A 26,437-nucleotide genomic window follows, 5' to 3' on the forward strand; every position below is an offset into this window, starting at 1 on the left:
CTGACCTTGCTCAGATGTTCGCCGGGTAGGCGACGGTCGTTCCGCCGAGGAGTGAGTTGCTGCCGAGCCCCATCTGGCCGTTGGCGTTCGAGCCCCAGCAGAGTCGGGCGAGCACGTTGAAGTTCTGGGCACATGCAGCGGTCGCTCCGACGGTGCGCAGTCGCGAGTTGGCGTCGATCGTGACGGTGGCGAGTGCACCGGCGGTGTCACCGGCATAGTGCTTGCCCCAGCACTGGATCTGTGTCGAGCCGGTCGGCGGTGAGGTGTTGGCGCACGTCGTGTCGCCACCCGCCAGCATGTTGAAGTCCATGCTGTAGTTGACGCTCGCGAAGGTTCCCGTCGGCCCGCCCGTGGCTGCGGCGACGTTGGTTGCCGTCGAGGTGCTTCCGAGCTGGTTCTGCGAGTTGTCACCCCAGCACCGGATCTCGCCGATCGAGTTGGTCGTCGTCGCCATGCCCGTGTTGCGGATTCCGCCGAGCACCGCACAGGTGTGGGCACGGCCCGCCGAGATCTTGCTCGGCGCCCAGATCTGCAGGCCGGTTCCCGCCCCGCCGTTGTCTCCAACGGCCGCTGCGTTGCCGACGCAGGAGATGAGGGGGTCGCCGTAGTACTGCTCGTTCTGGCGGAGGCAGGTGTGGCTCCCGCCGATCGTGAAGTTGTCGCCGAACCGATCGATGTCGATGTCGACGCTGTGCTGTTTGAAGTTCGACGGCGTGGTCGCCCACAGGTCACGGTCGGAGGCGGAACCCACTCCTGCGCCCTTGCCCCAGCAGTGTGCATCGAGGACGGAGTCGTTGGTCCAGCTTCCCGCCGCACGGTTCTGCGACGAGGAGTTCGGGGAGTAGGTCCCGAAGATCGTCTGCGCACAGGCCTGCTCTCCGCCCACGACGAGGTCGTACGCGTCGTAGTTGTAGAGCCGATCGATGCTGGATTCGCGTACCCGAACCGGCGTTGGCGACGACTGGCCCTGCCCGTTGCCGAGCTGGCCGTCGAGACCGTAGCCCCAGCACCAGGTCGATCGAGTCCAGTGGAGTTCGTTCCAGGGGTCAGGGGTGCCGACGCCGTCGCGGAGTTCCTTCTTGAGGGCACAGGTGAACTCCTTGCCCTCCGCAGCGTTCGCCGATGCTTCGACGTTGCTCCATCCGGTGATCGGCACACCACTCGAGTCCGTCACGTACACCGGCTCGGTCGACACCGTCGTCGTGGTCGAGAACGCGTGTCCGAGCTGTCCCGAGGCATTGCCGCCCCAACACTTCATGGTGCTGTCGGTGTAGATGGCGCAGCCATGGTCACGGCCGAGGGAGATGTCGGTGATGCGTTCCGTGGTGAAGTTCAGGACCTTGCGAACCGCCCCGTGTGCTTCTCCCACCGTGACGAAGATGTCGACGGTGACGGTGGCGTGATACTGCCACTGCCCGCCGACGAGCGTGCGGGCCTGGCCGTAGCAGCCCCATTGCCCAGTGGCGTAGAGCTTGCAGTCGAACATCGTCGACGAGCTGCCGCCCGGGTACTTCGCGACGGTCGAGAAGGTCGGTGCTCCGGACACGGCTGGAAGTTGGATCGGTACGAACGCCGTCGCCGAGAGTTCACTCGGGACGCTCGGCGGGGTGATGACGACCGGTTCCTTGATCTCGATCGCCCACGTCGCGGTTGCGGTGTTCAGGAGCGAGTCGGTCACGGTGATCGTGACCGTGACGGCGTCCGCCACCGTGGTGGCTGTTCCGCTCACGACACCGGTGCTCGAGTCGATTGTCAGACCGGCCGGCAGGTTCGCCGACGCGGTGAACGTGTAGGGCCCCTTGCCGCCTGCCGCGACCGCCGCGCCGAGGGTCTCGGTGACGCCCCGGTGGCCGATCGCCCAGAGGTCGGTGGCCGAGAGCGTGAGCGGCTCGAGCAGCACCTCGATCGTGACGGTCCGCGTCACCTCGGTGCCGGCAGCGTCGGTGACGGTCAACCCGACCTCGTAGTTGCCGGACGATTGCGGACGACCGGAGAAGGTCGCCGTCGCTCCGTCTGTCGTCATGGTGACGCCGGCCGGAAGCCCGGTCGCAGCGGACCAGACATACGGCGTGACGCCTCCCGAGACGGTCGCCGTGCCGCTGTAGCTCGCGGCAGGGTCGAACAGGTTCGGACTCGTCGGCATCGACGTCACGTCGAGGGCCAGGGTGGCAGCTGCGGCGATCGTGATCGTCGCGGTACCCGACGCCGAGCGGCCGGTGCTGTCGGTTGCCGACACGGTGATCGGGTACGTGCCACCGGTCAGTGGACGGCCGGTGATCGCACGAGGCGACGCTCCGGTCGCTGCGGTGAGCGTCGTCGGGAGGCCCGAGACGGTCACGGTCGGGTTGTTGCCACCCGACCACGAGAACGAACCGGTGTAGTTCACGCCGGCCGATCCGGTGGTCGCGATGCCGCTCACATCGACGGCGAGCGGGTCGCGGACGTCGATGGTGTGACTCCGAGTTCCTTCGAAGATGCCGGCAACGGCCTTGACGGTGAACGTGACCGGCCCGTTCTCGCCGGTCGGCGTGCCGGAGAGCACCCCGGTCGTCGGATTGATGCTGAGCCATGACGGCGCGTTCTCGAGTGAGAACGTGTGTGCCCCGATGCCACCGGTCGCCGACGCGCCGGCGCCGGAAAGCGCTGCGCCGTTGTCACCGTTGGCGGGTGCGGTCACCGTGACCGCAACGGGTTCGGTGTCGCCGACGACGAGCGTGAAGTCGGCCGTTGCGGAGCGGTTGTCGCTGTCGGCGACCGTCACCCGGAATGGGTGGGTTCCTGCCGTCGTCGCAAGGTTCGCCGACGAGAAAACGCCGGTCGTCGCGTTCAACTCGACGAAGTCGGGCACCGGCGACGAATCGGTGGTGGCGATGCTGTAGGTGTAGGGCGGCACGCCACCCGTCGCCGACACGCTGCCGTCGTAGAGGTTGCCCGTGCCCAGCGTGGTGCGAGCGCTCGACACGTCGACGACGATTGCCGGGATCACCCGCAGGTTGACGATCGACGACACGGTGTAGTTCGCTGCGTCAGTGACGGTGTAGGTGACGGGGATCTGCACCGTCTGGTCACCGCTGGTCGGGCGTCCCGAGAATGCACCCGTGGTTGCGTTCAGGACGATCCCGTCGGGAAGCCCCGTCGCCGAGTACGACACGGGCGCGTTGCCGCCGGTGGAGGTGATCGTGCCCGTCACGTCGAGGTCGGTGTAGGCCGTGGTCGGCGCACCCGTTGCGTCGATGGTGAGCGGGCCGGTGACCGTGAACGTGCGCGTGCCGGTCACTGCAGGCGAGCCCGCCGAGTCGGTGACCGAGATCGACACGGTCGACTCGCCGGCCGCCGTCGGGGTACCGGTGACCGTGCGGGTCGGGCCGTCCTCGTCGCCGACGAGGCTGAGTCCATCCGGGAGTCCGGTGACGTCCCAGCTGTACGGAGCGACGCCGCCGGTGACGGAGAGCGTCGAGTTCGCTGCGTAGGAGGTTCCGGACACGCCGTTCGGGAGCGTCCCGTCGACCAGTGCCAAGGCGGGTTCGATCACGACCGGAACGGTCTGGCGCACTGCGGGACGGCCACTTGCGTCGCTCAACTCGAGCGTGACGCGGTAGCTACCGACCAGCGTGGGTGTACCGGTGAACGCGAAGCTGTTGTCCGGTCCGCTGGCGACCGAGACACCGAGCGGGAGTCCGACCGCCTTGAGGTCGTAGGGTGCGCGGCCGCCGCCGACCTGGACCTCGCCGGCGTAGGTGCCGCCGAGGGCACCGGACGGGAGATCTGTGGTCAGGATCGACGCGCCCGCGACCGAGCGAAGCGACACCGCGGCGACGGCAGGGGTCGAATCGATCGAATCGGTGACGGTGACGTCGAACGAGAGCACGCTGGCCGTCGGCTGAGAGCCGACGACGCGGACACGGCGACCGTCTTGCGACGCGTCGAACGTGACACCCGACGGGAGGTCGGTGACGGTCCAGGTGTACGGGCCCGTGCCACCGACGACGGTCATCCAACCGTCGGCGGGCTGCATCTCGGCCGAGCCGACCGGCACGGTGACCAGCGTCGTGTCGAGCACCAGTGGCGGGCGGATCGGGAAGTACCGGGTGGTCGCCGCCTTCGCACCCAGCCGTGATTCGACGTCGACGCGGTACGCCTGGGTGCCGGCGACGAGGGGAGTGCCGGCGATCGTGATCGTGCGACCGGATCGGATCACCTCGAGGCCGTACGGCACGCCGGTGGCGCGATGGGTCACGGCGTCGACACCGTCGGCGATGGTGATCGAGTGGGAGTAGAGCTGACCGACGTCGCCCGCCGGGAAGGTGACGTCGGGGATGTTCACGGCGGGGACGACCGTCCACGGCACCTGGAACGAGACGTCCGGCGCGACCGAGCTGTCGCTGATCGACACCTGGATCGTTCCCGAACTCGCCGTCGGCGTCGTGCCGACGAAGGCGTTGACCGGCGTCGTCGTGGTGGTCGCCGCGAGCGAGACCCCCTCGGGCAGCCCGGTCGCCGACCAGGTGTACGGGCCCTTGCCGCCCACGGCGAGCGCGGTGCCCTCGAAGGATCGACCGACTTCGCCGACGCCGACCGTTGCGGGTCCCGGGCCGAACTTGGGCACCACCTTCACGCCGATGACCTTCTCGCTGTACAGGTCACTGGCGAACTTGCCGGGCGGCACGATGCTGGCGTCGACGGCGAACGTGAGCGGAGCCGACGAGGCCGGGGTGCCCGAGATCGTGACGGTGTTGCCACGACCCGACAAGGAGAATCCGGCGGGAAGCTCGTGGCTCCACTTCACGACCGAGCCAGCCGGAACGTTCGAGAGCGAGACGGTGCCGGAGAGTGGCTGTCCCTCGACGCCCTCGGCGGGCAAGGTGTGCGTCATCGGCACGGTGCGATTTCGGTCGCGCGAGAACACCTCGACCGGGCCCCACAGCGTGCCGCGAGCCAGGCTGGTCGACGCAGAGAAGCCGACCGTGGTCAGCAACAGGTCGAACTCGAACGTGAGCTCGGCGTCGATCCCGGCGTCGATCTGCGCGGTCACGACCACCCACTTGGCGATGTCGGGGTTGACGACCGCCTTGATGCTGGGCTTGACCCAGACCTTGAAGCCGAGCACGCCGTACAACGCGGCGCTGTACGAGCCGATCAAACCGACCTCGAACGTCGCCTTGCCCTTGGTGTCCAGGTTGAATCGACGGTTCAGGTCGAACTCGTTGATCGTCTTGAGCCCGCCGTCGTATCGAGCGCCGATCTTCGCCGACGCGGTCGCGCCAGCGGAGATCTCGAGGTCGCCGTCGGCCTCGACGCTCACTTCGACTTCCAGCCCCAGGCTGTGGGTGATGACGATCGGCACGGGGCCGATGGAGAACTTGATCTTGGGGAGGTCCTTGCTGAACAGCCGCCGCGTGAGGTTGCACGAGCCGCCGTCGGGCAGCGTGCCGGTCGCGTCGAGCGAGATGCTCGGCGTGTAGAAGGCTTCGGCGCGGACGTAGAAGGCACCCCAGCTCGCCGATCCGCTGTACGACAAGCCGTTCACGTCGAAGTCGATGTCGACGTCGCCGCCTGCACAGTCGACCGTGGTGTTGCCAGCGGAGATGCCCAACGAGTTGGCCGCCACGATGGCGGCTTCGTTGACCTGGCGAGCGGACTGGGTGACCCCGCGGGCATCCTCCTGGATGATCCCGGTCTCGGCGTCGGCGACGAAGTCGAACGAACCCGACGGGATCACCTCGCCGAGCGTCACCTCGTCGGCTGTCACCATCGAGCCGTCGACGGCGCTGACACGGCCGTAGAACGGAAGGCCGTCGGTGTCTTCGAGCACGACGATCTCGTCGACGTCGAGGTCGGCTCCGTCGGGCATGGCAAACGTCGCAGAACCCGTCTGGTAGCCGCCCGATGCGAGCTCGACCTGCGCGTCGCCTTCGGTCAGGGCCACGACGTGGGAGCTCAACTGGTTCACGCCTGGCGGCAGCCATGCCACGACATCGACGACGACATCGGTATCGACCGGACTGTAGATGCGGACCTTGCCCTCGTCGCCGAGTTGCACCAGCACCTGGTTCGCGATGTTCTGCCCGGCGGCGAAGTTGAGGCTGGACGCTTCGGGGAGTTCGTCTTGCGAGGGGTAGACGGTCAGGAAACCCGAAGCTGAGGGGCGGACGGCGGCGACGTTGAGGATGACCGAACCGGCTCGTTCCGCGACACCGGCGCGACCGCCGACCTGCACGTCGAGGACCGTGCCGCCGCGAATCGGACCAGCGCCAGCCTGCGCACCGTCGATCGTGCTCATGCCAGGCCGCGTGTCGAGCAGGCGGCTCGGTACCAGCGATGCGACGTCGGAGTCGTCGGGGAGCCAACCGACGACGTCGACCACGATGTCGGTCTCCGAGGAGGTGTACACGCGGAAGCGACCCGTGCCACCGAGTTCGGCGACGACCTGATTGGCGACCGCCGATCCGGTCGAGTAGTTCAGACTGGCGGCGTTCGGGCGCTCGTCGCCGTCGGCGTACACGGTCAAAAAGCCGTTCGCCGACGGATTGACGGCGGTGACGCTGATCACGACACTGCCCGCGCCGATCACCGGAACCCCGCCCCGGCCGATGACGCTGACCGGCACCGAACGGTCCGCTCCGACTCGACCGATCCCGGCCATCTTGCCGTCGACGGTCTCTTTGCCGGGCCGGGTGTCGAGAAGCCGCGCCGGAACGAGTGTGGGTGCTTCGCCGGTGGCGTCGACCCAGCCGACGACGTCGACGACGAGGTGCGCCGCCGCCCGGTGGTAGATCGCGACGCGACCGTCATCTCCGAGGCGGACGAGTACCTGGTTGGCGACCGCAGTGGTGACGCCGTGGTTCAAGCTCGCGGCGAGCGGACGATCGGCCGTGGCCGGATAGACGGTTGCGTAACCGGGTGTGGACGGACGAACGATCGAGACGTTGAGCATGACGGCAGAGGCGCCGTCGCTCGGGACGCCACCGCGACCGGCCACGTCGACGACGAATTCGTGATCGGCGGGCAGCGAGCCGCCGCCGGACTGTTTCCCGTCGATGGTCGAGTCGGCGGCGCGGGTGTCGACCAGTCGGGCCGGAACCAGGGGCGTGATGCCGCTGCGCGACGTCTCGATCGCCTCGGATGGCGCGGTCGGGACGGTCGTCTCGGCAACCGAGGATTCGAGTGCCGCCTGCTCCAATACCGGCAGCTCAGCGGGCGTCGGCTCGGCGGAAGCGGATGCACCGATGGGGAGTCCGGTGACGATGGCCGCCATGCCGAGCAACATCGCGATGGCGGACCGACCGGAGATATGAACTCGCACGGACTCACGTCGGCGGCCGGACGTCACATCTTGAACAAATCGTGCAGATTGTTCGGTCGTCCCGCCGCAGTCAGGCGGCGGTCACCATCAGGAGCGACTGATCGTCCAGCCGGCCGATTGCGTCCGAAGCCGCCAGTAGTCGGCGTAGCGACCGTCGGCGGCGAGCAGTTCGTCGTGTGTTCCCGACTCGACGATGCGGCCACCGTCGACGAAGTGGATCGCGTCGGCACGACGGATCGTCTCCAACCGGTGGGCGACGACGATGGTCGTGCGCCGCTCGGCGAGGTTGGCGAGCGCTTCACGCAACAGCCGCTCGTTGGTCGGGTCGAGCGCGGAACTCGCTTCGTCGAGCAGCAGGATCGGCGCGTCCTTGCACAACGCCCGGGCGATGCCCAGACGCTGCCGCTCCCCGCCCGACAACCCGCGCGCCCCTTCGCCGAGCACCGTGTCGTAGCCGTCGGACAATTCCAGGATGCGGTCGTGGATGCGAGCGGCACGTGCCGCGTCGACGATGCGCTCGGTCGTCGCCGTCGGGTCGCCCGAGCCGATCACGGTCGTGACGGTGCCGCTCATGACCCCGACATCCTGGAACACCGCAGTGACCAGACCGGCCGCCTGTGCCATCGACATCGACTCGATGTCGATCCTCCCGATGCGCACCGACCCGGAGCGAGCATCGACCAGTCCGGCGACGAGCTTCAGCAACGTCGTCTTGCCGGCACCACTGGGCCCGACCAGCGCCGTGACGGAGCCAGGCGCAACCGACAGGTCGACTCGGTCGATGACCACGTCGTGCTCGCCGTACCCGGCGGTCACACCGACCAACTCCACGCCGATCGACCCGGTGTCGTCCGCAGCGACGTCGGCGAGCGGGCGATCCGGGACGACCGGCAGTCGCTGCCATTCCTCGACCCGACGCAACGAGGCTCCGAGTTCGGGCAGATGAAGCGCTCGGGCTCCGACGTCGAGCTGCGGTCGGAACAGCACCGTCGTGAGTAGCAGCGCAGCGATCATCGCCGACGACTCGGACGGATCGTCGACGACGAGGAACCCGGCCAGCACGATGATCGCCGCGGTACCTGCATCGATCAGCGCCTGGAACGCGGAGTAGGCGGCCGTCAGCCGGTCGACGCTGGCCACGTCGGCTTCTCGGATCCCGTCGACCGAACGAGCGAGTCCGTCTCGACGGTCTGCTGCGATGTCGTGCGCCCGGATGACGTCGATACCTCGGACGTACTCGAGGAGCCGTTCGGTGGTTTCGCCTTGCAACCGTCGCCGTTCCTCGTACACGGCGAGCACGCGGCCGAGCCCGAAGCGCAGTACCGGTACCGCCAGCAAGGTCACGGCGAGCGCCGCCACAGCCAGCCACGGGGCGAGGAACGCGAACGAGATCGTGACGACGACGGGAACGACGATCCCGCTGATCAACACCGGGAGTTCCCAGGAGATGAAACCGGCGATCTTGCCGGCGTCGTAGGTGAGCACCGTGAGCGCACGTCCCGCGTCGTCGCCCGAGAGCGCCGAGGGTGGCGCCGCGCGCATCCGATCGAGCAGTTCGTGTCGGATCCGAGCGGTCGCCTGATACGACACGACCCAGAGGATGCCGTTTGCATACCTGGCCACGAGGAACCGGACGAGCAGCGAGCCGCCGCAGATCGCGGCGACCGTCGACGCGTCACCCGTGGTCACCGGCTCGCCCTCTGCCAGGTCGACGACCACCACGACGGCGACCAACGCCGGGACCACGTGCAGCAGCGATGCGATCGCCGTTGCGATGAAGCCGATCGCGAGCGGGCGCCGTTCGGGCGCACAGATCCGCAGGAGTCGCAACACGGAGTCGATCACGGGGCGCCTCCGATCTCTCCACGCTCGGGTTCGACCCCGGAGATCGCCACGGCGCCGGCGACGGGCGCTCCGAGCCCGATGCCTTCAGCAGCGATCATGTCGTCCCACATCTCCGCGTACCGCCCGCCGTCATCGAGTAGCTGCTCATGGCGACCCTCGGCGACGATCTCACCGTCGTCGATCACGACGATGCGGTCGGCTCCGGTGACCGTGCGCAGTCGATGGGCGATGACGATCAGGGTCCGCCCGACGATCAGCTCGGAGATGGCCGCCTGGATGGCGGCTTCGTTGTCGGGATCCGCCATCGCTGTCGCCTCGTCGAGCACGACGATCGGCGCATCGCGCAGCATCGCTCTGGCGATCGTGAGCCGCTGACGCTCGCCTCCCGACAGCCCGGCACCCGGTGCGCCCAGCACGGTGTCGTACCCGTCGGGCAACCCCATCACCACGTCGTGGATCTGCGCCGCCCGGCACGCTGCGACCAGTTCGTCGTCGGTCGCGTCTCGGCGGGCGACGCGCAAGTTGTCGGCGACGGAGTCGGCGAACAAGAACGCATCTTGAAACACGAGCGCCTGCCGCGACAGCAGATCGCTCACCGCCATCTCACGAACGTCGACGCCGCCGATCGAGATCGAGCCGCTGTCGACGTCCCAGAATCGAGCCAGCAGACGTACGAGAGTCGACTTGCCGCCGCCCGATGGTCCGACGAGCGCGACGGCCTCGCCCGGGTCGACGCGGAACGAGATGTCGCGCAGCGTCGGCGTGCCGGGCTCGTGGAAGAACGTGACGTTGCGAAACTCGATGTCGTTGCTGGCCGGCCGCTGCGTCGGCGTGCGTTCGGGCAACGACGTCGAACCGAGCATCTCGTCGACGACCGCGGCGCCGTAGCTCACCCATGACAACCGGAATCCGAGTCGGTACGCGCGTTCCAGTGGTTGATGGATCCCCGCGCCGAGGAGCAGCACGAGGAGCAACGAGGTGACGTCGGTGCGATCGGTCGCGATCAGCCACACACCGACCGGGAGCACGGCGACGAAGTCGGCGGTCACGAGCACCCGGAATCCCGTACCCAGCGTGGCGTAACGCCGCGACCAACGCACTTCGGCGGCGGTGTGAGCGTCGGCTCCGGCGCGAGTCGGTGCCGACACTGCGCCGTGGGCATCGAAGAGGTGGAGCACGTCGGGGTTGCGGAGCAGTTCGGCTGCGCTCGCGTGCAGGTCGTCGGACGCCGACGTGCTGCGGCGGACGTCGTCGGACGTGTCGCGAAGCCCTCGCCACAGCACGAAGAACGCGACCGGGGCGAACACCAGCGATGCCAGGGCGAGCCATGGATCGATCACGATCAGCGCGATCGCGGCGACCACCCAGAAACACAGCGCCGACACCAACTCGGGGATGGCGTGGGCGAGCAGCACCTCGAGGCGTTGCACGTCTTCGGTGAGCGCCCGCTGCACCTGACCGCTGCGTCGGCGGGTGAACCAGCCGAGCGGGAGCGTTGCGAGCTTCTCGGCGACCTGGAGGCGCAGGTCTCGGATCACGTCGAAAGCAGCGACGTGCGAGATGTGCAGCGCCCGTCCCCAGACGACGAATCGGACGACCGACGACAGCGCAGCGATCGCTCCGAGCACGACGAAGCGTCCAGCGGTCGCGTCGCCGTCGACCAGATCGCTCACGGCGACGAACAGCATGATGAACGGAACGACTTCGAGCAGCGTCGCTGCCACCGCCAGGATGCTGGACCCGATCATCGCCCGTTTCGCCGGACGGCACAGTCGAGCGATGATCTTCAATCCGGTCGAGAACGCCGGGCGATCGGGAAGTTCAGACACGTTCGTCCTCGTTCGGTGATGGTGGGTGCGGTTCCGCACTGCTGGGTACGGCGCCGTCGACGAGAGCCAGCAGCGACCTGGTCGCGGCGTGCGTCGGCGCGCCCAACAACTCTGCGGTGGGGCCCTGTTCGACGATCGCCCCGTCGGCGAGCACGACGATGCGGTCACAGATCACGGCTGCCTCGGCCAGATCGTGCGTGATCAGGACCGCCGACACACCGAGCAGGTCTCGGATGTCGAGCAGTGCGGACGCGATGCCCGCCCGCACCGAGGCGTCGAGCATCGACATCGGTTCGTCGAGAACGAGCAGCGCCGGTTCGGCCACGAAGGCCCGTGCGATCGCCACCCGTTGCCGTTGCCCGCCGGAGAGTTGCCCGGCGCGTCGGCGCAGGAACTCATCGTCGTCGCCGAGCCCGACGACTCGCAACGCCTCGGCGGCACGACGGCGACGGGTCGCCCGATCGACCCCGGCGATCGCGAGCGGCTCGGCGACCAGGTCGGCGATCGACATCGCCGGATGCAACGACGCATAGGGATCCTGGTGGATCAGGGCGAGTCGGCGGCGCGCGCCGCGAAGGCGTCGCCGCGACGAGCCGATCAACTGTTGACCACTCACCTCGATCGAGCCGGCGTCGGGTCGCACGAGACCGAACAACGTGCGAGCGAGCGTCGACTTTCCCGAGCCGCTGACACCGACGAGCCCGACGATCTCCCCGCGCCGCACCTCGAGATCGACCCCGTCGAGCGCGACCGTTTCGGTCGTCGAGAACCAGCGCCGGGAACGATACGTCTTCGACACGCCTCGAACCGTGACGACGACGTCTCCGAGCGCGTCGCGTTCGGATCGTTCGCGCACCGTCGGGAACTCGGTGACGACGGGTTTCGGAACCGCACCGTTCGTCGGCGAGTAGAGCGCGCACTCGACGGTGCGCTGGCCGAATCGAACCGGCTGCGGCACCTGCGTCGTGCATTCGTCATGAGCGTGAGGGCACCGCTCACTGAACGCGCACCCGTGCCCGAGATCGAGCAATGACGGCGCGGTGCCCGGGATCGTCGCCCAGGTCTGCGTCTGCAGCGACGGCGAGGCGGCGAACAGCCCCTGCGAGTACGGATGCAACGCGTCGCTCGCAGCGGACGCGGTGGGCACCGACTCGACGATGCGGCCTGCGTACATCACCGCCAGACGATCGGTCGCCCGCCGCACCGTGGTCAAGTCGTGCGACACGATCAGGAGACCGAACCCGTCGCGTTGCTGTCGTTCCAACAACGACTCCATGAACCGAGCAGCGATCACGACATCGAGGCCGACCGTCGGTTCGTCGGCGATCAAGACGTCGGGTCGACATGCGAGCGCCGCCGCCAACGCCACGCGTTGTCGCATGCCGCCCGACAGTTCGTGCGGGAACGCTCGTGAGGCTCGCGCGTCGAGGCCGACGTCCGCGAGCAGGCGACGCGACTCCTCCAGAGCCTCCGAACGCTCCAGCGATCGATCCCCACGGTGCACCATCATCACCTCGGCAACCGCTCGATCGACGCGATGCGTCGGGTGCAGACCCGACATGGCGCCCTGCGGCACCGCGGCGATCCGACGACCTCGCAGCTCGCGCCATCGAATCGCTGCCGTCGGCTCCGTCGGATCGACGTCGATCTCGACGTCACCGATGGAGAGCCGCCCCGACACCACCGCCGACGACGGCAACAGCCCCATGAGTGCCGAGACCAGTGTGGTCTTGCCTGAACCCGACTCGCCGATCAAGCCGACGCGCTCACCTCGTTCGACCCACAGGTCGACGCCGCGAAGGGCGGGCAACGGTCCTCGGTCGGAGTGGTACTCGACTCGAAGGTCCGCGACCGACAATGCGGGCACCGCGTTGGTCGCCGCCCCGTTCGCCACGATGTCACCCACGGCGACCCTCGGGGTTCAGTTTCTTCTCGATCGCGACGCCGACGAGCCCGAACGACACGACGAGCAGCGCAATGGCGAGACCCGGCGGAACCACCCACCAGCGCCACGCGTCGGTCAGGAACGCGCTGCGGACGTTGGCCCAGTACAACATGCTGCCCCACGAGGCCCGGGACGGGTCTCCGAGCCCGAGGAACGCCAGCGACGCCTCCAGCAGGATCGCGCCCATCGCCGCGCGCAGGAACAGCGGGATCACGAGCGGCGCCGCGCCGACCGACAGGTGCCGCCACAGCAACCGCCATCGAGAAGCGCCCATCCCCTCGGCGACCTCCACGTGACCACGCGATCTCGCCTCGAGCGTCGCCGAACGGATCAGTCGGGCCGGGCGCGCCCACGTGAGTGCGGCGATCAAGGCGATCTGGGTCGTGATGCCTCGGCCTGCGAACGTCGACGCCACGATCAAGAGCGGCAGGAACGGCAGGGCCAGCACCACGTCGACCAAGCGCATCGACAGCGTGTCGACCCAGCCCCGGACGAGGCCGGCGAGCGCCCCGATGAGGGTTCCGACGCCGACGGCGAGCGCTGCGGTGCCGAGCCCGACGATCAACGAGGTGCGCGTGCCGGTGATCAGCTGCGACAGAAGGTCTTTGCCGACGTCGTCGGTGCCGAGCAGGTGCGAGTTCGACGGTCGTTCGAACGGCGTTCCCGACCGCACCGACGGATCGTACGGGCTGAGCCACGGGGCGGCGATCGCGATGAATACGAATGCGCTGAGCAGCACGGCACCGACTGCTCCGATCACCCCGAGGTCACGACCGATTCGCCGCAGTCGACCGGGCGAGAGCATCGGCGCCGCCAGCATGGTCTCAGCGCTCACGTTGCGATCGAGGGCGGTCACGACGCCGCCGATCGGGTGCGGGGATCGATCAGGGGATACGTGAGGTCGGCGATCAGGTTGGCGACGATGACGGTCACGGTGAGCAGCAGGAACGAACCCTGCAGCAATGGGTAGTCACGAGCCGACACCGCTTCGAACACCAGCCGGCCGAGGCCCGGGTACGCAAACACGGTTTCGACCACCACGGCGCCGCTGATCAACCAGCCGATCTCGAGCATCACCAGCGTGTGGATCGGCAACGCAGCTGCGCGCAGGGTGTGGCCGTAGCGCAGCCGACGTTCGGGGATCCCCCGCACGCGAGCGTGCGCGAGGTGCGTCGATCCCATCACCGAGATCAACGACGATCGCGTGACGAGATACGTCTGCCCGAAGCCGGTGATGATGAGTGTCGACGCGGGCAGGACGAGATGTTTCGCGACATCGAGTACTCCTCCCCCGTCGATGAGCGAGGTCGCGCCGAACGTCGGCAGCCAGCCGAGGTTGACGCCGAAGACCAGGATCAGCAACATGCCGACCCAGAACGGTGGCAGCGAATCGAGCGCGAGGCTGGTCGACAGGCCGCCGGTGTCGGCCTTGCTCCCGGAGCGGGTGGTGAGCACCGTCGCCAACACCACCCCGAGGACGGTCGTCACCACGAGTGCGGTCCCGACGAGCAGCAGCGTCCAGCCGATGCGTTCTGCGATGTGCGTGGTCACCGGGCGGCCGTCGCCGAGCGATGTGCCGAGGTCGCCGCGCAGCAGCCCGGTCAGATAGTCACGGAATTGCGTCCACAGCGAATCGTCGAGGCCATATCGCTCGAGGAGTTCGTCACGTTGCCGAGACGTCAACTCCCCCACGTCGCCTCCGCCGGCGATCGCCCGAATCGGCGACCCCGGCATGAGGCGAGGGATGACGAAGTTGAGCGCGACGGCGACGAGCAGTACCCCGAGCGTGAGCCCGATTCGACCGATCGCCGCTCGCAAGGACTCGTGCAGCGATCAGACAGCGCTGACGAGCGACAGCTTGCCGAGGGGTCCCTGACCGTTCTGGTAGACCCAGCCGTCGAACGTGCTGGAGCGGTAGGCGTACACACCGTCTTGGTAGTACAGCATGACGAACGGGCGGGCCTCTGCGACGAGCCCCTCGAGCTCACCGAGGGGTTCGGCCCGCTCCTCGACCGTTGCCGCCTCGTTGACCTGGGCGATGAGAGCGTCGATCGCCGGATCGGCGAGGCCGGTCACGTTGAGTGTGCCGATCGCCGGATCGGAATGCAGCAGCGAACCGAATCGTCCGGCGTCGAGCTGGATCGGTGCGCTCCAGCCCCACATCGCCATGTCGTAGTCACGACCGTTGTTGACGTCGAAGCCGGGCCACACCTGCTCGTCGACCGTCTCGGCTTCGAGCGGAGCGACCTGCGCGTCGATCCCGACCGCGGCAAGCTGCTCGCTGATGATCTCGGCGGAACGGATCCGCGACGGGTTGTCGGCATAGACGATCAACTCGAACTGCATCGGCTCGCCGTCGAGCACCCGCGTCCCGTCGTCGCCGAGCGTGGCGCCCAGAGCATCGAGCGCTGCGGCCGCGGCATCGGGGTCGAACTCGTGGGTGGCGGTTGCAACGGTGACCGGCCCATCGGGGTGCAGGAAAGCGGGGTTCGGTGCGGTGCCCGACCCCAACAGCACGGCATCGATGAGTTCCTGCGGATCGATCGCCAGCCCGATGGCGTTGCGCACGGCCGGATCGTCGAACGGCGGGCGTTCGTTGTTGAGGTTGAGCATCGTGGCGGCGAAGCCCGGGCCGGCGGAGACGGCGAGGTTCGAATCGGCCTCGAACTCGGCGACGAGCTGCGGCTCGACGATGCTCGACACCATGTCGACCTCACCGGCGCGCAAGGCGGCGAACGCCGTGGCCGGTTCGGGGATGACGGCGAGAACGACGGTGTCGGCGACCGGTGCGCCCATGGCGTAGTCGGTATTCGCGGTCAGCGTGTAGGAACGGTCGACTTCGTAGGACTCGAGGCGGTACGGGCCGGTGCCGATGTTGACGTCGGTGCCCGAGTTCTGTGGGTCGGCCTCGGCTGACCAGACGTGCTCCGCGAGCATCGGCATGTCGGCGAGCGGGCGCACGGCGAAGTCGGGGCTCGCTTCGGTCAGGGTGATGTCGACCGATGTCGGCGAGGTGGCCTCGACGCTTTCGACGGCAGCGACGCCAGGGGTCCAGCGGGGATGGGTGTTGTCGACCACGTAGTCGAAGGTGAAGACGACGTCGTCGGCGTCGAAGGCTTCGCCGTCGTGCCAGGTCACGTCGTCGCGGAGGTTCATCGTCCAGACGAGGCCGTCGTCGCTCACCGTCCAGTCGGTTGCGAGCAGAGGCTGCGGCGAGTTCGTCTCGTCGAGCTGCACGAGGCTGTCGTGGAGCAACCCGAGCAGGTTGAAACCCGGATAGCCGGTGACGTAGGTGTAGGGGTTCAGGCTCGACTCGTCACCGCCGATCGCGATGACGATCTGCTCGACCGCTGCACCCGACGGCTCCTCGGCGGCATCGCCGCTCGGCTCGGTCGTCGCCGTGTCGGCGTCGTCGGCCGGTTGTGTGGCGGCGGGTTCGTCGTCACCGGCCGGTTCGTCGGCGGCATCGTCGTCGCTGCCGCAGGCGGCTGCAACGAGGGTCGAGGCGATCAGAACACCGACGAGGCGGCGAGAACTTGTGCGCATCTGGCGAAACCTAATTTCAGATGCGTCCAGCTCGCAACTGGTGCGTCGAAAATCTCACGGCCGTAACACTGCGTTCATGACGCCAGCCGTATGCGAGGCTTGTTCGATGGCTACTCAGGCGTTCACGATCGACTCCAGCCTCGACGCGGACGACGCGTTCACGCGGTTGATCGACCTGACCAGGGTCGGCGAGTGGGACCGGGGCATCAGCAACGCTCGCCACGTCGACGGCGAGCCCGGCGAGGTCGGTGCGCGCTACGAGGTCACGGTGACCGGCTTCGACGGAGCGCTCACCCAGGTCGTCTACGAGTTGCTCGAGGTGCAACGCCCGAGCCACTTCGTGATGGAGGGCTCACATCCGACGTTTCGAGCACACGACACGATCGATGTCACCGCAGGCGACGAATCGGGCTGCTCGGTCACCTATCAGGCCGAACTCCACCTCGGCGCGACGCCGTCGGGCGTGACCGACGAGATCCTCGAAGCCACGTTCCCGAAGGTCGCGGCCGTCGCCGAGGCTGGCCTACGCGTCTTTCTCAATCCCGACGCCTGACTCGGCTCCAATCCCGCCAGGCTCAGAAGTCGGGGAACAGCGCGGTCATCGTCTCCCACGGCACCTGACCGGTGACCGGCCAGCCGTTGTCGCGTTCGAGTCGGATGACCGCCGCCTCGGTGCCCGGCCCGAACTCGCCGTCGACCGTCACGGCATAGCCGAGCGAGCGGAGCACCTGCTGGATCGATCGGATCGTCTCGCCGCGTTGGCAGAGACGGAACGGCGGGCTCTCGTTGACGATGTAGCCGTTCGGACACGGGCTGAGCGTCGGCGGCGGCGTCGGCGCGGGTGGCGGTGCCGTCGGAGCAGGAGTTGGTGGTGGTGGCGGCAGCGTCGCCGTGGTGGCCGTGGTGGTCGTCGTCGTGGTCGTCGTGGTCGTCGTGGTGGTCGTGGTGGTCGTGGTCGTGGTCGTGGTGGTGGTGGTGGCCGGCGGCAACGTCGTCGTGGTGGTGATCGTGGGCGCGGTCGAGCCTTTCAGCGGCAGCGGGATCGCCGATGCGCCACGCGCCATGATGTCGTCGATGAACTCGGAGAACGACTGCTGCGAGATGCGATCGAGGAACACCGCGCACTCCCCTGCCCCACCGAGAGACGCCTGCGACGCGCAGTCGAGCAGCGGAACCAAGTGCTGATCGGTGAACGCGTCACCCGCGTACGCGGTGTACCGCTCGATCCAGTCGAAGACGGGACGACACACGTCGACCCGGTCGACGATCTCAGCTCGGCGTTCGCCGTTCGGGTCCGCTACGCCGACGATCGCGGCTGCCTGCTCGACCGCATCGTCGATCGCGGTCACGCACACCCGGTCGGTGGCGATCGGCGGGACGATCGCCACCGCCGTCCCGGCTGGCGCAGTGACCGACGCCGACCCGTCGGCGAACTCGATCGAGCGCACGCTGATCGTCGCGCCGAGCTGGCGGACGTCGGCTGCGTAGAACGCATCGCGTTGCGTGGCCGACACCTCGAGGAAACCTCGATCGCCGGGCGCGTAGGCCGCGACCGAACCGCTGTGGCCCGGCGCGTACGTGAAGTCGACGTCGAGATCGATGCGGTCGAGGACCGATGCGCCACCGCTGATCTCCACGGTGACGCCGAGGGCGACGACCGACTCGGGCGCGTGGTTGGTCGCGATGCCCTCGAGCAGAAAACCCGGCCTCGGATCGGAGGCGGGCAGCGGCTGCACGTCGAGCCCCGTGAATCGAATCGTGTTCGACGCATCGAAGACGACCGAGTCGCTCGGCGGCGGTCCGGAGGAGGTCGGCGGGGTGCCGGAGCTCCCGGCGGACCCGCCACACCCCGCGACGAGCAAGGCCGCAGCCGTGGCCAGCAGGAATCGATGATGCATGAATGCTCCCGTGCGTCCGATCACGTGACGTCGCCGAAATTCTGCCAGGCCGTCCCGGTTCGTCGCGGGATCGCACCGCCGCATCGGCAGCTGGTTCGCGTGTGGTTCACGGCCCGTTGAGAAGTTGCACGAGTGAACAAACACAGGCACCTCATTGCTGGACTGCTCGTCAGCGTCGTCACGCTCGCAGCGTGCGGTGGCGGCGACGATGCGTCGCTCACCACCGACGACGCCGTTGCCACCACGCAGCCCGCCGACCCGCCAGCCACCGACCCACCGGTGACCGAACCGCCAGCCACCGACCCACCGGTGACGGACCCACCGGTGACCGAACCGCCAGCCACCGACCCACCGGTGACCGAACCACCGGGTCCTGCGTTGCCCGACTGGGCGTCGGGCGAGCTGGTGACCGTCCAGTCCGACACCGGCCCACTCGAACTGCCCGTCGAACTGGCGGCGTTCTGTGAGCCGAGTCGTTCGTTCTACATCGCCGCCCGCGGCCTCGACTTCCTCGACGTGCAACAGAGTCGCTCCGCCGAACAACTGTTCCTCGCCCTGGGTGCGCTCGCGCCGCTCGCGATCGACGCCGCTCCTTCGGACGAGTTCGCGACCCAGCCGATCGCCGCGCGCGACGCGCTGGCCGTCATCGTGCCGGGGTTCCAGGAGATCGGCTGGGACCGCCAACGGACCGCCGAATTGTCCGACCTGCAGGCGTTCGGGGAAGCGATCGAACAGCTCACGGAGACGGTCGCCTCGTTGCGCTCGTTCCTCCTGGATGCCTGTGGCGCCGACACGGAGGTCCTCGACACTCAGGCCCGAGGTGCCGCCGAGGCCGCCGCGATCGCTGCCGATGAGGTGCTCGAGGTGCCGCCGACCACCGTCGCCGCCGAGGCGGTGCCGGGCACGGCGATCGCCAACGACGCGTCGACGATCACGTTGTCGGTGCCCGCTGACTGGGTGCAGACCGAGGAGTCGCTCGAGAGCGGCCGAGATCAGCTCGTCGCGTCATCGAACATCGACACGTTCTACGGGTTGGCGACACCCGGTGTCTTGGTGCTGCGTGGCGAAGGCGGCTTCCGCGACGGCGGCTTCGTGGGCCGCGTCCTCGAGTTCGAGGCCGACCTCCTGGAGATCGGGTGCCAGCTCCTCGACCAGGTCGACTACGACGACGGGCTCTACATCGGCCAGGAGCGCACCTACGACTGCGGTACCGAAGGACTCGACGTTCGACTCCTCGGTGGCACGACCGCCGACGAATCGCTCTACGCGATGGTGATGTTGATCCATCCGACGAACGAGCCCGGCATTCGTCAGTTGATCGTCGACACCTTCCAGGTCTCCTGACCGTGCTCCTCGGCTGAGCGCCGATACAGCACGTGTGGCCGCAGCACGTGGCCGACCGCGACCCTCGGGTGCTCGAAGTCGTCGGCCGCGTCGCTGGTCATGCCGAGCTTCTCCATGACTCGGCGCGATCGGACGTTGACGCGGGCGGTCATCGACACGATCTCGTCGAGGCCGAGACGCTCGAATCCGTCGGCCATGGCGGCTCGCGCGGCTTCGGTGGCGATCCCTGATCCCCACCATCGCCGAGCGAGCCGCCAGCCCACTTCGACCGCCGGCGTGAAGTGCGCTTCGAACGTCGCCGGCCACAGGCCCACGTAGCCGGTGAAGTCGCCGGTCGCAGCCGACTCGACCGCCCAGAGCCCGAAGTCGTGCTCGTCGAAGTGCGCCTCGATGCGGTCGACGAACGCGTCGCTCTCGGTGCGCGACAGCGGTGCCGGGAAGAACTCCATCACGTCGGGATCGGCGTTCAGCGCGGCGAACGGGTCACGGTCGGCGTCGGTCCAACGCCGGAGCCGCAGTCGTTCGGTGCGCAGCTCGAGCGTCGGCATGCCCGCATCCTGGCACGGTCATCGCCCGGCGTGCTGCGGGGTTTCCGCCGCGCTGCCTGCGCTGGGCGACGCGCCCGCAGGTTCACGTGGTGAAGTAGCCCGAGATGTCGATCGTCGCTCTCACCTCGCGCAACGGCGTGCCGAACGGCCATCCGAGGAACAGGTGGTTCGAGCGATCGACCGGAATCACGCCGGCGTTCGCGGTGACGGACCCCGGTGCGGAGAAGTTGACGTTCGACGTACTCAGGTCCGGACTGCTGTCGGTGATCTGGACGAAGCCGCGTGAGTCGGGCGAGATCACCGTGGCGTTGATCAGCACCGCGGACGCTCGCTCGACGACGGCGTGGATCGGAATCGCGCTGTTGTACCGGTTGCCCCGGAAGTAGCCGTTCCAGTAGACGTTGGTCGTGGCCGCTGCGCCGCGTGTGTCGGTGACGCGCTCGGGTTGCAGCGGCACGTAGGCGCCAGAGGTCCCGGTGCCTGGCACGAACCATCCGCTGAGGTCGACGATGAGGTTGGCGCCCGCCGACGTGTAGAGATCGATCGTGCCCTCCGGCGACACCGGCACGATGGTGAGTCCGCCGCTCGCCTGTCCCGGCCCGAGGTTGACGACCGCCGACTCGCCGGCGACCAGCGTCCCGCCGGCCGCTGCCTGGATGAAGCCTTGAGCGTTCGCGTCGAGGGCCGAGACGTTCACCACCGCTGCGGTCGCATCATCGGGAAGCCCCGAGTCGAGGGCTCGTAGGTCGAGCGTCGTGGTCGAGCGCGCACCGGGCTTCGATCCGCTGAAGTTCACCCGTTCGGACGGACGGGTGTCGAGCATCCGGATCGGTGCCCGGCTCTCGAACAGCCCGGCGTCGGAGGCGGACGGCGACGACGTGTCGACGAAGTAGCCGACCACGTCGACGATGAGATGCGTGGCGACCGACGTGAACACCGAGATCGAGCCGTCGTCGCCGACCGTCGACACGGCGAAGTTGCCCACGGCGCCGCCCGGCCCGCTCACGTTGACGTTCGCCGTCGCACCCGGTGTGACCGCTCCCGTCGGATACACCTGCGCGAACCCGCGACCGGCGGCTCCGGCCATGGTGACCGTGACCGCCACGGCGATCACGCCGTCGGGGCGATCGGGCTGCATCGCCGGCGTGATCACCACCGACTGACCGGCGGCCGGACGTGCCCCAGTGTGATTGGTTCGCTCGGACGGACGAGTGTCGAGTGCACGCGTCGGATCGATGGAGCGGTACGCACCGCGCACTCCCCCGCCGTCGTAGTCCTGGCAGTCGCTCGGTCCGAAGCGGAGCACTTCCTGGTACGTCGCCTGACCCGGTCGGCGATCACGCAGGATGAACACCGTTCCGTCGGGGTAGGTACGGTTCTGCCCTGCGAAACCGGTGACCTGCGGACCCGGGGCCGGCCCGAACCGCGGGTCGAACGGCTGGGCGATGCGGCTGACGGCCGACTCGTCGCTGCCGGGCTCGATGTGGGCGATCTGGATCTCGGCTTCGGCGGCTGGCTCGATCCAGCTGAAGATCGGCCGCTGCCCGACGCAGTTGAAGTTGCCCCAGTACTGGATGCCGGTCCGCGAGCTCACCCCGCTCGAACGGTCGCCGTCGGCGTACACCGGCGACGCAACGTCCGGCACGACGAGGGCCCCCAGTGCGAGTGCCACGACCGCGAGAAGGCCGGCGGCGATCTGGGTCGGCGACCGATGACGTGACGAGTGGATGGCAAGCCTGCTGTGCAACATGCGTCGAACGTACGCAGGGGTCGGTAACAGCCGACCAACAGCGCGAGCGCCGTCGTCGCATTCGACGACGGCGTTGACAAACGCATACTGAGTATGCATACTCAGTAACTATGGCTGTTCGCGAAGGACTGTTGGTACTCCTGCGGGACGGACCGCGCTACGGATATCAGCTGAAGACCGAGTTCGAGGCGGCGACCGGCGGGGTGTGGACGATCAATGTCGGCCAGGTGTACACCACGCTCGAGCGCCTCAACCGGGACGGGCTGGTGACCCTCGACGAGCGTGACGAGCAGAAGCTGTACTCGATCACCCTCGCCGGCGTCGAAGAACTCGGCGCCTGGTGGGATGCCGTTCCCACTGAGGATCCTCCCCCTCGCGACGAGTTGATGCTCAAGATGCTGATGGCGATCGAGCACAGCGCAGAGCACGGTCTCGACGTGATCACCAAGCATCGCACCGCACTCACGTCGCTGCTCCAACGTCGACGCCGCGCCGCCTCGGGCAGTGGCTCGTCCAACGGTGACGGATCCGATGCCGGTGAAGGGCTCGCCGCCGCGCTCGTGGCCGACGCGCTCATCGTGCGAGCGGAAGCCGACCTTCGTTGGCTCGACCTGTGCGAAGCGCGACTCCTCGCAGCGAAAAGGCGCTCGACGCACACGAGCACCGGCACCGGCACCAGCAGATCGAAGCATCACTCGAACGACACCACGGCCACCTCCGGCCAGAAAGCAGCAACGTGACATGGCCGCCATCGACACCGCCACCCAACCCTTCCCCGCGCCGACCGCCACACCGATGTTGGAGTTCCGTGATGTCGTCAAGAGCTACGGCTCGGGGCCGACCGAGGTCAGAGCGGTCACCGACGTGAACCTCACGTTCCCTGCCGGCCAGTTCTGTGCCGTGATGGGACCGTCGGGCTGCGGCAAGTCGACGCTGTTGCATCTCGCCGGCGCACTCGAAGCACCCAACGCCGGGCGAGTGCTGGTCGATGGGTTCGACGTGTCGACCATGTCGCCCCTCCGGCAGGCCGAACTGCGCCGTCGCCACGTCGGCTACGTGTTCCAGCAGCTCAACTTGATCCCGGCACTGACGGCGATCGAGAACGTGATGCTCCCCCTCGAACTCGACGGCGTGCCCACCAAGCAGGCTCGAATCCGCGCAGCGGACATGCTGCGGCGCGTGGATCTCAGCCATCAGATCGACCGGTATCCCGACGACTTCTCGGGAGGTCAGCGTCAGCGGATCGCGATCGCACGAGCGGTGATCGGCGAACGACGCCTCCTCCTCGCTGACGAACCGACCGGCGCGCTCGACACGATCTCGAGCGACGAGATCGTCGCCCTGCTCGCTGGCCTGTGCCGCGACCAGGGCACCACCGTGATCATGGTCACCCACGAACCGCGTCTCGCATCATGGGCCGACCGCACCGTGTTCCTCCGCGATGGTCGCATCGTCGACGACTCGGGCGACATCACCGACGTCGACCGCTCGATCGGCGCGACGAGCACCAACACCATCGGAGCGCTGCAGTGACCATCGTCGACGACCGCCCGACCACCGAGTCGGAGCGGGCGCCGTCGCCGTCTCTCGGCCACAGCTGGGCGCCGACGGCCTCGTGGCGTCTGGCTGCTCGCCTCGCACGCCGAGAGGTGCGTCGGCGGCCGGGCCGCACGCTGCTGGTCGCCTTGCTCGTGGCGATCCCGATCTGCGCGATGGCCGTCGGTTCGATCATCACCCGCTCCGACACCGACCGCGCCGCCTACGCACGATCGAACGGAGCCTCCGATTTCTCGATCATCCAGTACTCGAGCATCGACGACGCAGGCGAGTCCCAGGAGCCCCTGACCGTCGCCGATCTGCCGGCGGGCACCCTTCCCACCGGCACCGCCTCCACCGATGTGCTGAGCGTCTACACGTCCGTCACGACCACCGACGGCAGCCACGTCGACGTCACCGCGACGCATCTGGACAGCGCCTCCGCGATCGTCGAGGGCCTCATCGACGTCGCCGAAGGACGTCTGCCCACGAACGGCACCGACGAGGTGCTCCTGCATCCCGAGCTGGCTGATCGGTTCGGCGTCGACGTCGGCGACCGACTCGAACTCGCCCGACCCGACGACGCGTTGACGGTGGTCGGCCTGGGTCGAACCAGCGATGACCACCGTCGCCCACTGATGCTGTTCGGTGACCTCGAGCGCAACCAGCTGCGCGCATGGCAACTGCTCACGCTCGTCGACCTGCCGCCCGGCAGCTCCGCCAGCGCCGCCCTCGACTCGATCGCACGGTCGGGCGCCTTTGCCCCCGACCAGCTACAGGTCCTGAGCGCTCGCACTCCAGATGGCTACTGGTACGCGGAAGGGTCGTACACGACCGGAGATGCACAAGCCGCGAGACTGGCGTGGGGATGGGTGGCCGGGGTCTTGTCGCTGGCCGCGCTGGGTGTGATCATCGCCGCCGCGTTCGCAACGAGCGCCCGTCGACAACTCGCGACCGTCGGGCAACTCGCGGCCAACGGAGCGTCGCCCCGCCTCATCCGTCGGACACTGTCGCTACAAGGAACATGGTCCGGAGCGGTCGGTGCTGCGGGAGGCATCGTGCTCGCACTCTCGATGTTCATGTGGGGCACTCCAGTGCTCGAACGCATCGCGAACCGCAGCTGGAACGGCTCCACCGTTGCCCCGGTCGACATCGCGGTGCTGTTCGTCACCGGCGTCGCCGCTGCGACGATCGCTGCGTTGCTGCCTGCGCGCAGCTTGGCGAACACGTCGGTACTGTCCGCGCTCGCAGGTCGACGCCCGATCCGACCGGTGCAGTCCCGCACCGTCACCGCCGGCGTGATCTGCTTCGTGAGCGGTCTGTTCCTCCTCGCTGTCGCCGCCGCCGCTGCCCAGGGTTCCGTCGGCGGCGGCGAGACCGACCTGTTCGCCGCGGTCGCCGTTCTCGGCGGGGTCGGCGTACTCGCAGGGATGTGCCTCGCCTCACCCCTGGCGATCACCGGGGCCACCGCCGCCGCGTCCAAGCTCGGCGCATCATGGCGTCTTTCCGGAAGGTCGCTGTACCGCACCCGCTGGCGCTCCGCTGCCGTCGTCACCGCCATCGGTGTCGCCGGGGCATTCGCGGTGGCCGGAGCGTCGGTCGCCTCGAACCTCGAGTCGACCAGCGAAAGCCCGACCGATCTCCCTCGCGATGTCGTGGTCGTGACCACGAACAACAACTCCGACGTGTCGATGGTCGACGCTGCGGTACTGAACGACGTGCGAGACGTGATCGGGCCCAGTACCGAATCGATGGTGTACGGACTCGATCTCGCTCCGCCCACCGATGCACGACTCGAAGCCGTCTACGCCGAACAATCGGCCCCGAACGCCGACCCCGCGCTCGGGTCCAACCTGATCACGCCGAGTGAGATCGTCGTCGCCGACGACGACCTGATCGACGGGATGGGATTGTCGGCATCCGATCGGGCCGCGCTGGACGAGGTCGGCGCGATGGCCGTGTGGGCCACCTTCGTGAGTGACGATCCTGGCGCGCCGATCCGGTCGCCGATCGAATCACCGGTCTTTCGGACCCGCCTGGTCGCCGGCGACGGCGACTTCCAGTTCGACGCGGTCGGATTGCAGAACCCCTACACCAGCCGCAACGGCGTCAACAGCTACCTGATGACCGAGGAGTACGCCGCCGACCTCGGCATCGGCGTGATCCCCACCGGGATCCGATTCACCGCCGGCGACGACCTCACCAGTTCTCAACGGCGGGCGCTCGACCAGATCCGTTTCGGCGACACCGTTCTCAGTGATGTGTGGATCGTCGGCGATGAAGCCGCTGCGTTCCCGAGCGAGCAGACCCGCGGGCGCTTCTGGATCAACTACCAGTACGTGACCTGGACTCCGTCCGCGACGCTCGTGCAGGGAGCGATCGTGGGCGCGACGTTGCTGCTGGTCCTGCTCGTCGTCGCCATCGGGCTGTCGCTCGCCGCGGTCGAGAGCCGCGACGAACGCAACACGCTGATCGCCATCGGAGCATCACCGTCCACGTTGCGACGCCGATCGGCCACCACCGCCACAGTGCTCGCTGCGACCGGCGGCGTGCTTGCCGTCCCCACCGGCCTGCTCCCGGTGTGGGTCGTGACACGGGTGAGCGAGGGAACGGCATCGGTGCCGTGGCTGTCGATCGTGGCGATCGTGGTGATCGTTCCGCTGTTGGTCGGGGCGGTTGCGTTGATCGGATCCGCCATCGTCCAACAGCTCCATCCGCCGAAGGCGCTACGCGACTTCACCGACTGATCCTGACCACCTCTGGTTCGGGCGAGCGCTGCATTGGCCCGACCGGGGCCTCCGGCGAGATGCTCGATGCTCCGGTTCGAGTCAGAGAGCACATCGACCGCTCGCCCGATCGGGGGACGGCGCGACGCGGCTGCGACGCGGTGAGC

Annotated in this window: 15 protein-coding genes; 5 read left to right on the top strand and 10 right to left on the bottom strand. The window is 68.2% G+C overall.

Annotation, left to right across the window (positions count from 1 at the left end; all coding sequences use genetic code 11):
• Positions 1-10: 10 nt before the first annotated feature.
• From ACE37B_RS18400 to ACE37B_RS18430, 7 genes are all read right to left on the bottom strand, one after another.
• The gene (locus ACE37B_RS18400; RefSeq protein WP_409924796.1) at positions 11-7,255 is read right to left on the bottom strand and encodes a putative Ig domain-containing protein; all 7,245 of its coding nucleotides are present in this window, start codon (positions 7,253-7,255) and stop codon (positions 11-13) included.
• 135 nt (positions 7,256-7,390) lie between these two features.
• The gene (locus ACE37B_RS18405) at positions 7,391-9,148 is read right to left on the bottom strand and encodes an ABC transporter ATP-binding protein (protein WP_409924797.1); all 1,758 of its coding nucleotides are present in this window, start codon (positions 9,146-9,148) and stop codon (positions 7,391-7,393) included.
• Positions 9,145-10,977 carry an ABC transporter ATP-binding protein gene (locus ACE37B_RS18410; RefSeq protein WP_409924798.1) on the bottom strand — a complete coding sequence of 611 codons (1,833 nt, stop codon included), beginning with the start codon at positions 10,975-10,977 and terminating at the stop codon, positions 9,145-9,147. The genes ACE37B_RS18405 and ACE37B_RS18410 overlap by 4 nt, the downstream gene beginning before the upstream one ends.
• Positions 10,970-12,883: an ABC transporter ATP-binding protein gene (locus ACE37B_RS18415; RefSeq protein WP_409924799.1), complete on the bottom strand. Its 1,914-nt coding sequence runs from the start codon at positions 12,881-12,883 to the stop codon at positions 10,970-10,972. Before ACE37B_RS18415 ends, ACE37B_RS18410 begins: the two co-directional genes overlap by 8 nt.
• Positions 12,876-13,757 carry an ABC transporter permease gene (locus ACE37B_RS18420; RefSeq protein WP_409924800.1) on the bottom strand — a complete coding sequence of 294 codons (882 nt, stop codon included), beginning with the start codon at positions 13,755-13,757 and terminating at the stop codon, positions 12,876-12,878. The genes ACE37B_RS18415 and ACE37B_RS18420 overlap by 8 nt, the downstream gene beginning before the upstream one ends.
• A 17-nt stretch (positions 13,758-13,774) precedes the next feature.
• Complete coding sequence (locus tag ACE37B_RS18425) at positions 13,775-14,740, bottom strand: ABC transporter permease (protein WP_409924801.1); 966 nt, start codon at positions 14,738-14,740, stop codon at positions 13,775-13,777.
• 15 nt (positions 14,741-14,755) lie between these two features.
• On the bottom strand, positions 14,756-16,468 hold the full coding sequence (locus ACE37B_RS18430) for an ABC transporter substrate-binding protein (RefSeq protein ID WP_409924802.1): 1,713 nt from the start codon (positions 16,466-16,468) through the stop codon (positions 14,756-14,758).
• A gap of 106 nt (positions 16,469-16,574) precedes the next feature.
• On the opposite strand from ACE37B_RS18430, the gene ACE37B_RS18435 reads away from it, so the two are divergent.
• On the top strand, positions 16,575-17,021 hold the full coding sequence (locus tag ACE37B_RS18435; protein ID WP_409924803.1) for an SRPBCC family protein: 447 nt from the start codon (positions 16,575-16,577) through the stop codon (positions 17,019-17,021).
• Positions 17,022-17,043: 22 nt separating this feature from the next.
• On the opposite strand, the gene ACE37B_RS18440 is transcribed toward ACE37B_RS18435, so the two are convergent.
• Positions 17,044-18,366, bottom strand: a complete 1,323-nt coding sequence (locus ACE37B_RS18440; protein ID WP_409924804.1) for a peptidoglycan-binding domain-containing protein — start codon at positions 18,364-18,366, stop codon at positions 17,044-17,046.
• Between the two features lie 132 nt (positions 18,367-18,498).
• Here ACE37B_RS18440 and ACE37B_RS18445 point away from each other — a divergent pair, with 132 nt between their 5' ends.
• Positions 18,499-19,710: a hypothetical protein gene (locus ACE37B_RS18445; protein WP_409924805.1), complete on the top strand. Its 1,212-nt coding sequence runs from the start codon at positions 18,499-18,501 to the stop codon at positions 19,708-19,710.
• On the opposite strand, the gene ACE37B_RS18450 is transcribed toward ACE37B_RS18445, so the two are convergent.
• Together ACE37B_RS18450 and ACE37B_RS18455 are read right to left on the bottom strand one after the other, a co-directional pair.
• Positions 19,677-20,258, bottom strand: a complete 582-nt coding sequence (locus ACE37B_RS18450; protein ID WP_409924806.1) for a GNAT family N-acetyltransferase — start codon at positions 20,256-20,258, stop codon at positions 19,677-19,679. The two genes, ACE37B_RS18445 and ACE37B_RS18450, sit on opposite strands and share 34 nt — an antisense overlap.
• Before the next feature lie 82 nt (positions 20,259-20,340).
• Positions 20,341-22,008, bottom strand: coding sequence for a hypothetical protein (locus ACE37B_RS18455; RefSeq protein WP_409924807.1), 1,668 nt, complete (start codon positions 22,006-22,008; stop codon positions 20,341-20,343).
• 110 nt (positions 22,009-22,118) lie between these two features.
• On the opposite strand from ACE37B_RS18455, the gene ACE37B_RS18460 reads away from it, so the two are divergent.
• The 3 genes from ACE37B_RS18460 to ACE37B_RS18470 are packed head-to-tail and all read left to right on the top strand — an operon-like array spanning position 22,119 to position 26,291.
• A complete protein-coding gene (locus ACE37B_RS18460) occupies positions 22,119-22,748 on the top strand; it encodes a PadR family transcriptional regulator (protein WP_409924808.1) in 630 nt (209 codons plus the stop codon).
• 1 nt (position 22,749) lies between these two features.
• The gene (locus ACE37B_RS18465; RefSeq protein ID WP_409924809.1) at positions 22,750-23,541 is read left to right on the top strand and encodes an ABC transporter ATP-binding protein; all 792 of its coding nucleotides are present in this window, start codon (positions 22,750-22,752) and stop codon (positions 23,539-23,541) included.
• Complete coding sequence (locus tag ACE37B_RS18470; protein WP_409924810.1) at positions 23,538-26,291, top strand: FtsX-like permease family protein; 2,754 nt, start codon at positions 23,538-23,540, stop codon at positions 26,289-26,291. Before ACE37B_RS18465 ends, ACE37B_RS18470 begins: the two co-directional genes overlap by 4 nt.
• The last annotated feature ends 146 nt before the right edge of the window (positions 26,292-26,437 follow it).

Source organism: Ilumatobacter sp., assembly GCF_046290335.1.
Lineage (GTDB): Bacteria > Actinomycetota > Acidimicrobiia > Acidimicrobiales > Ilumatobacteraceae > Ilumatobacter_A.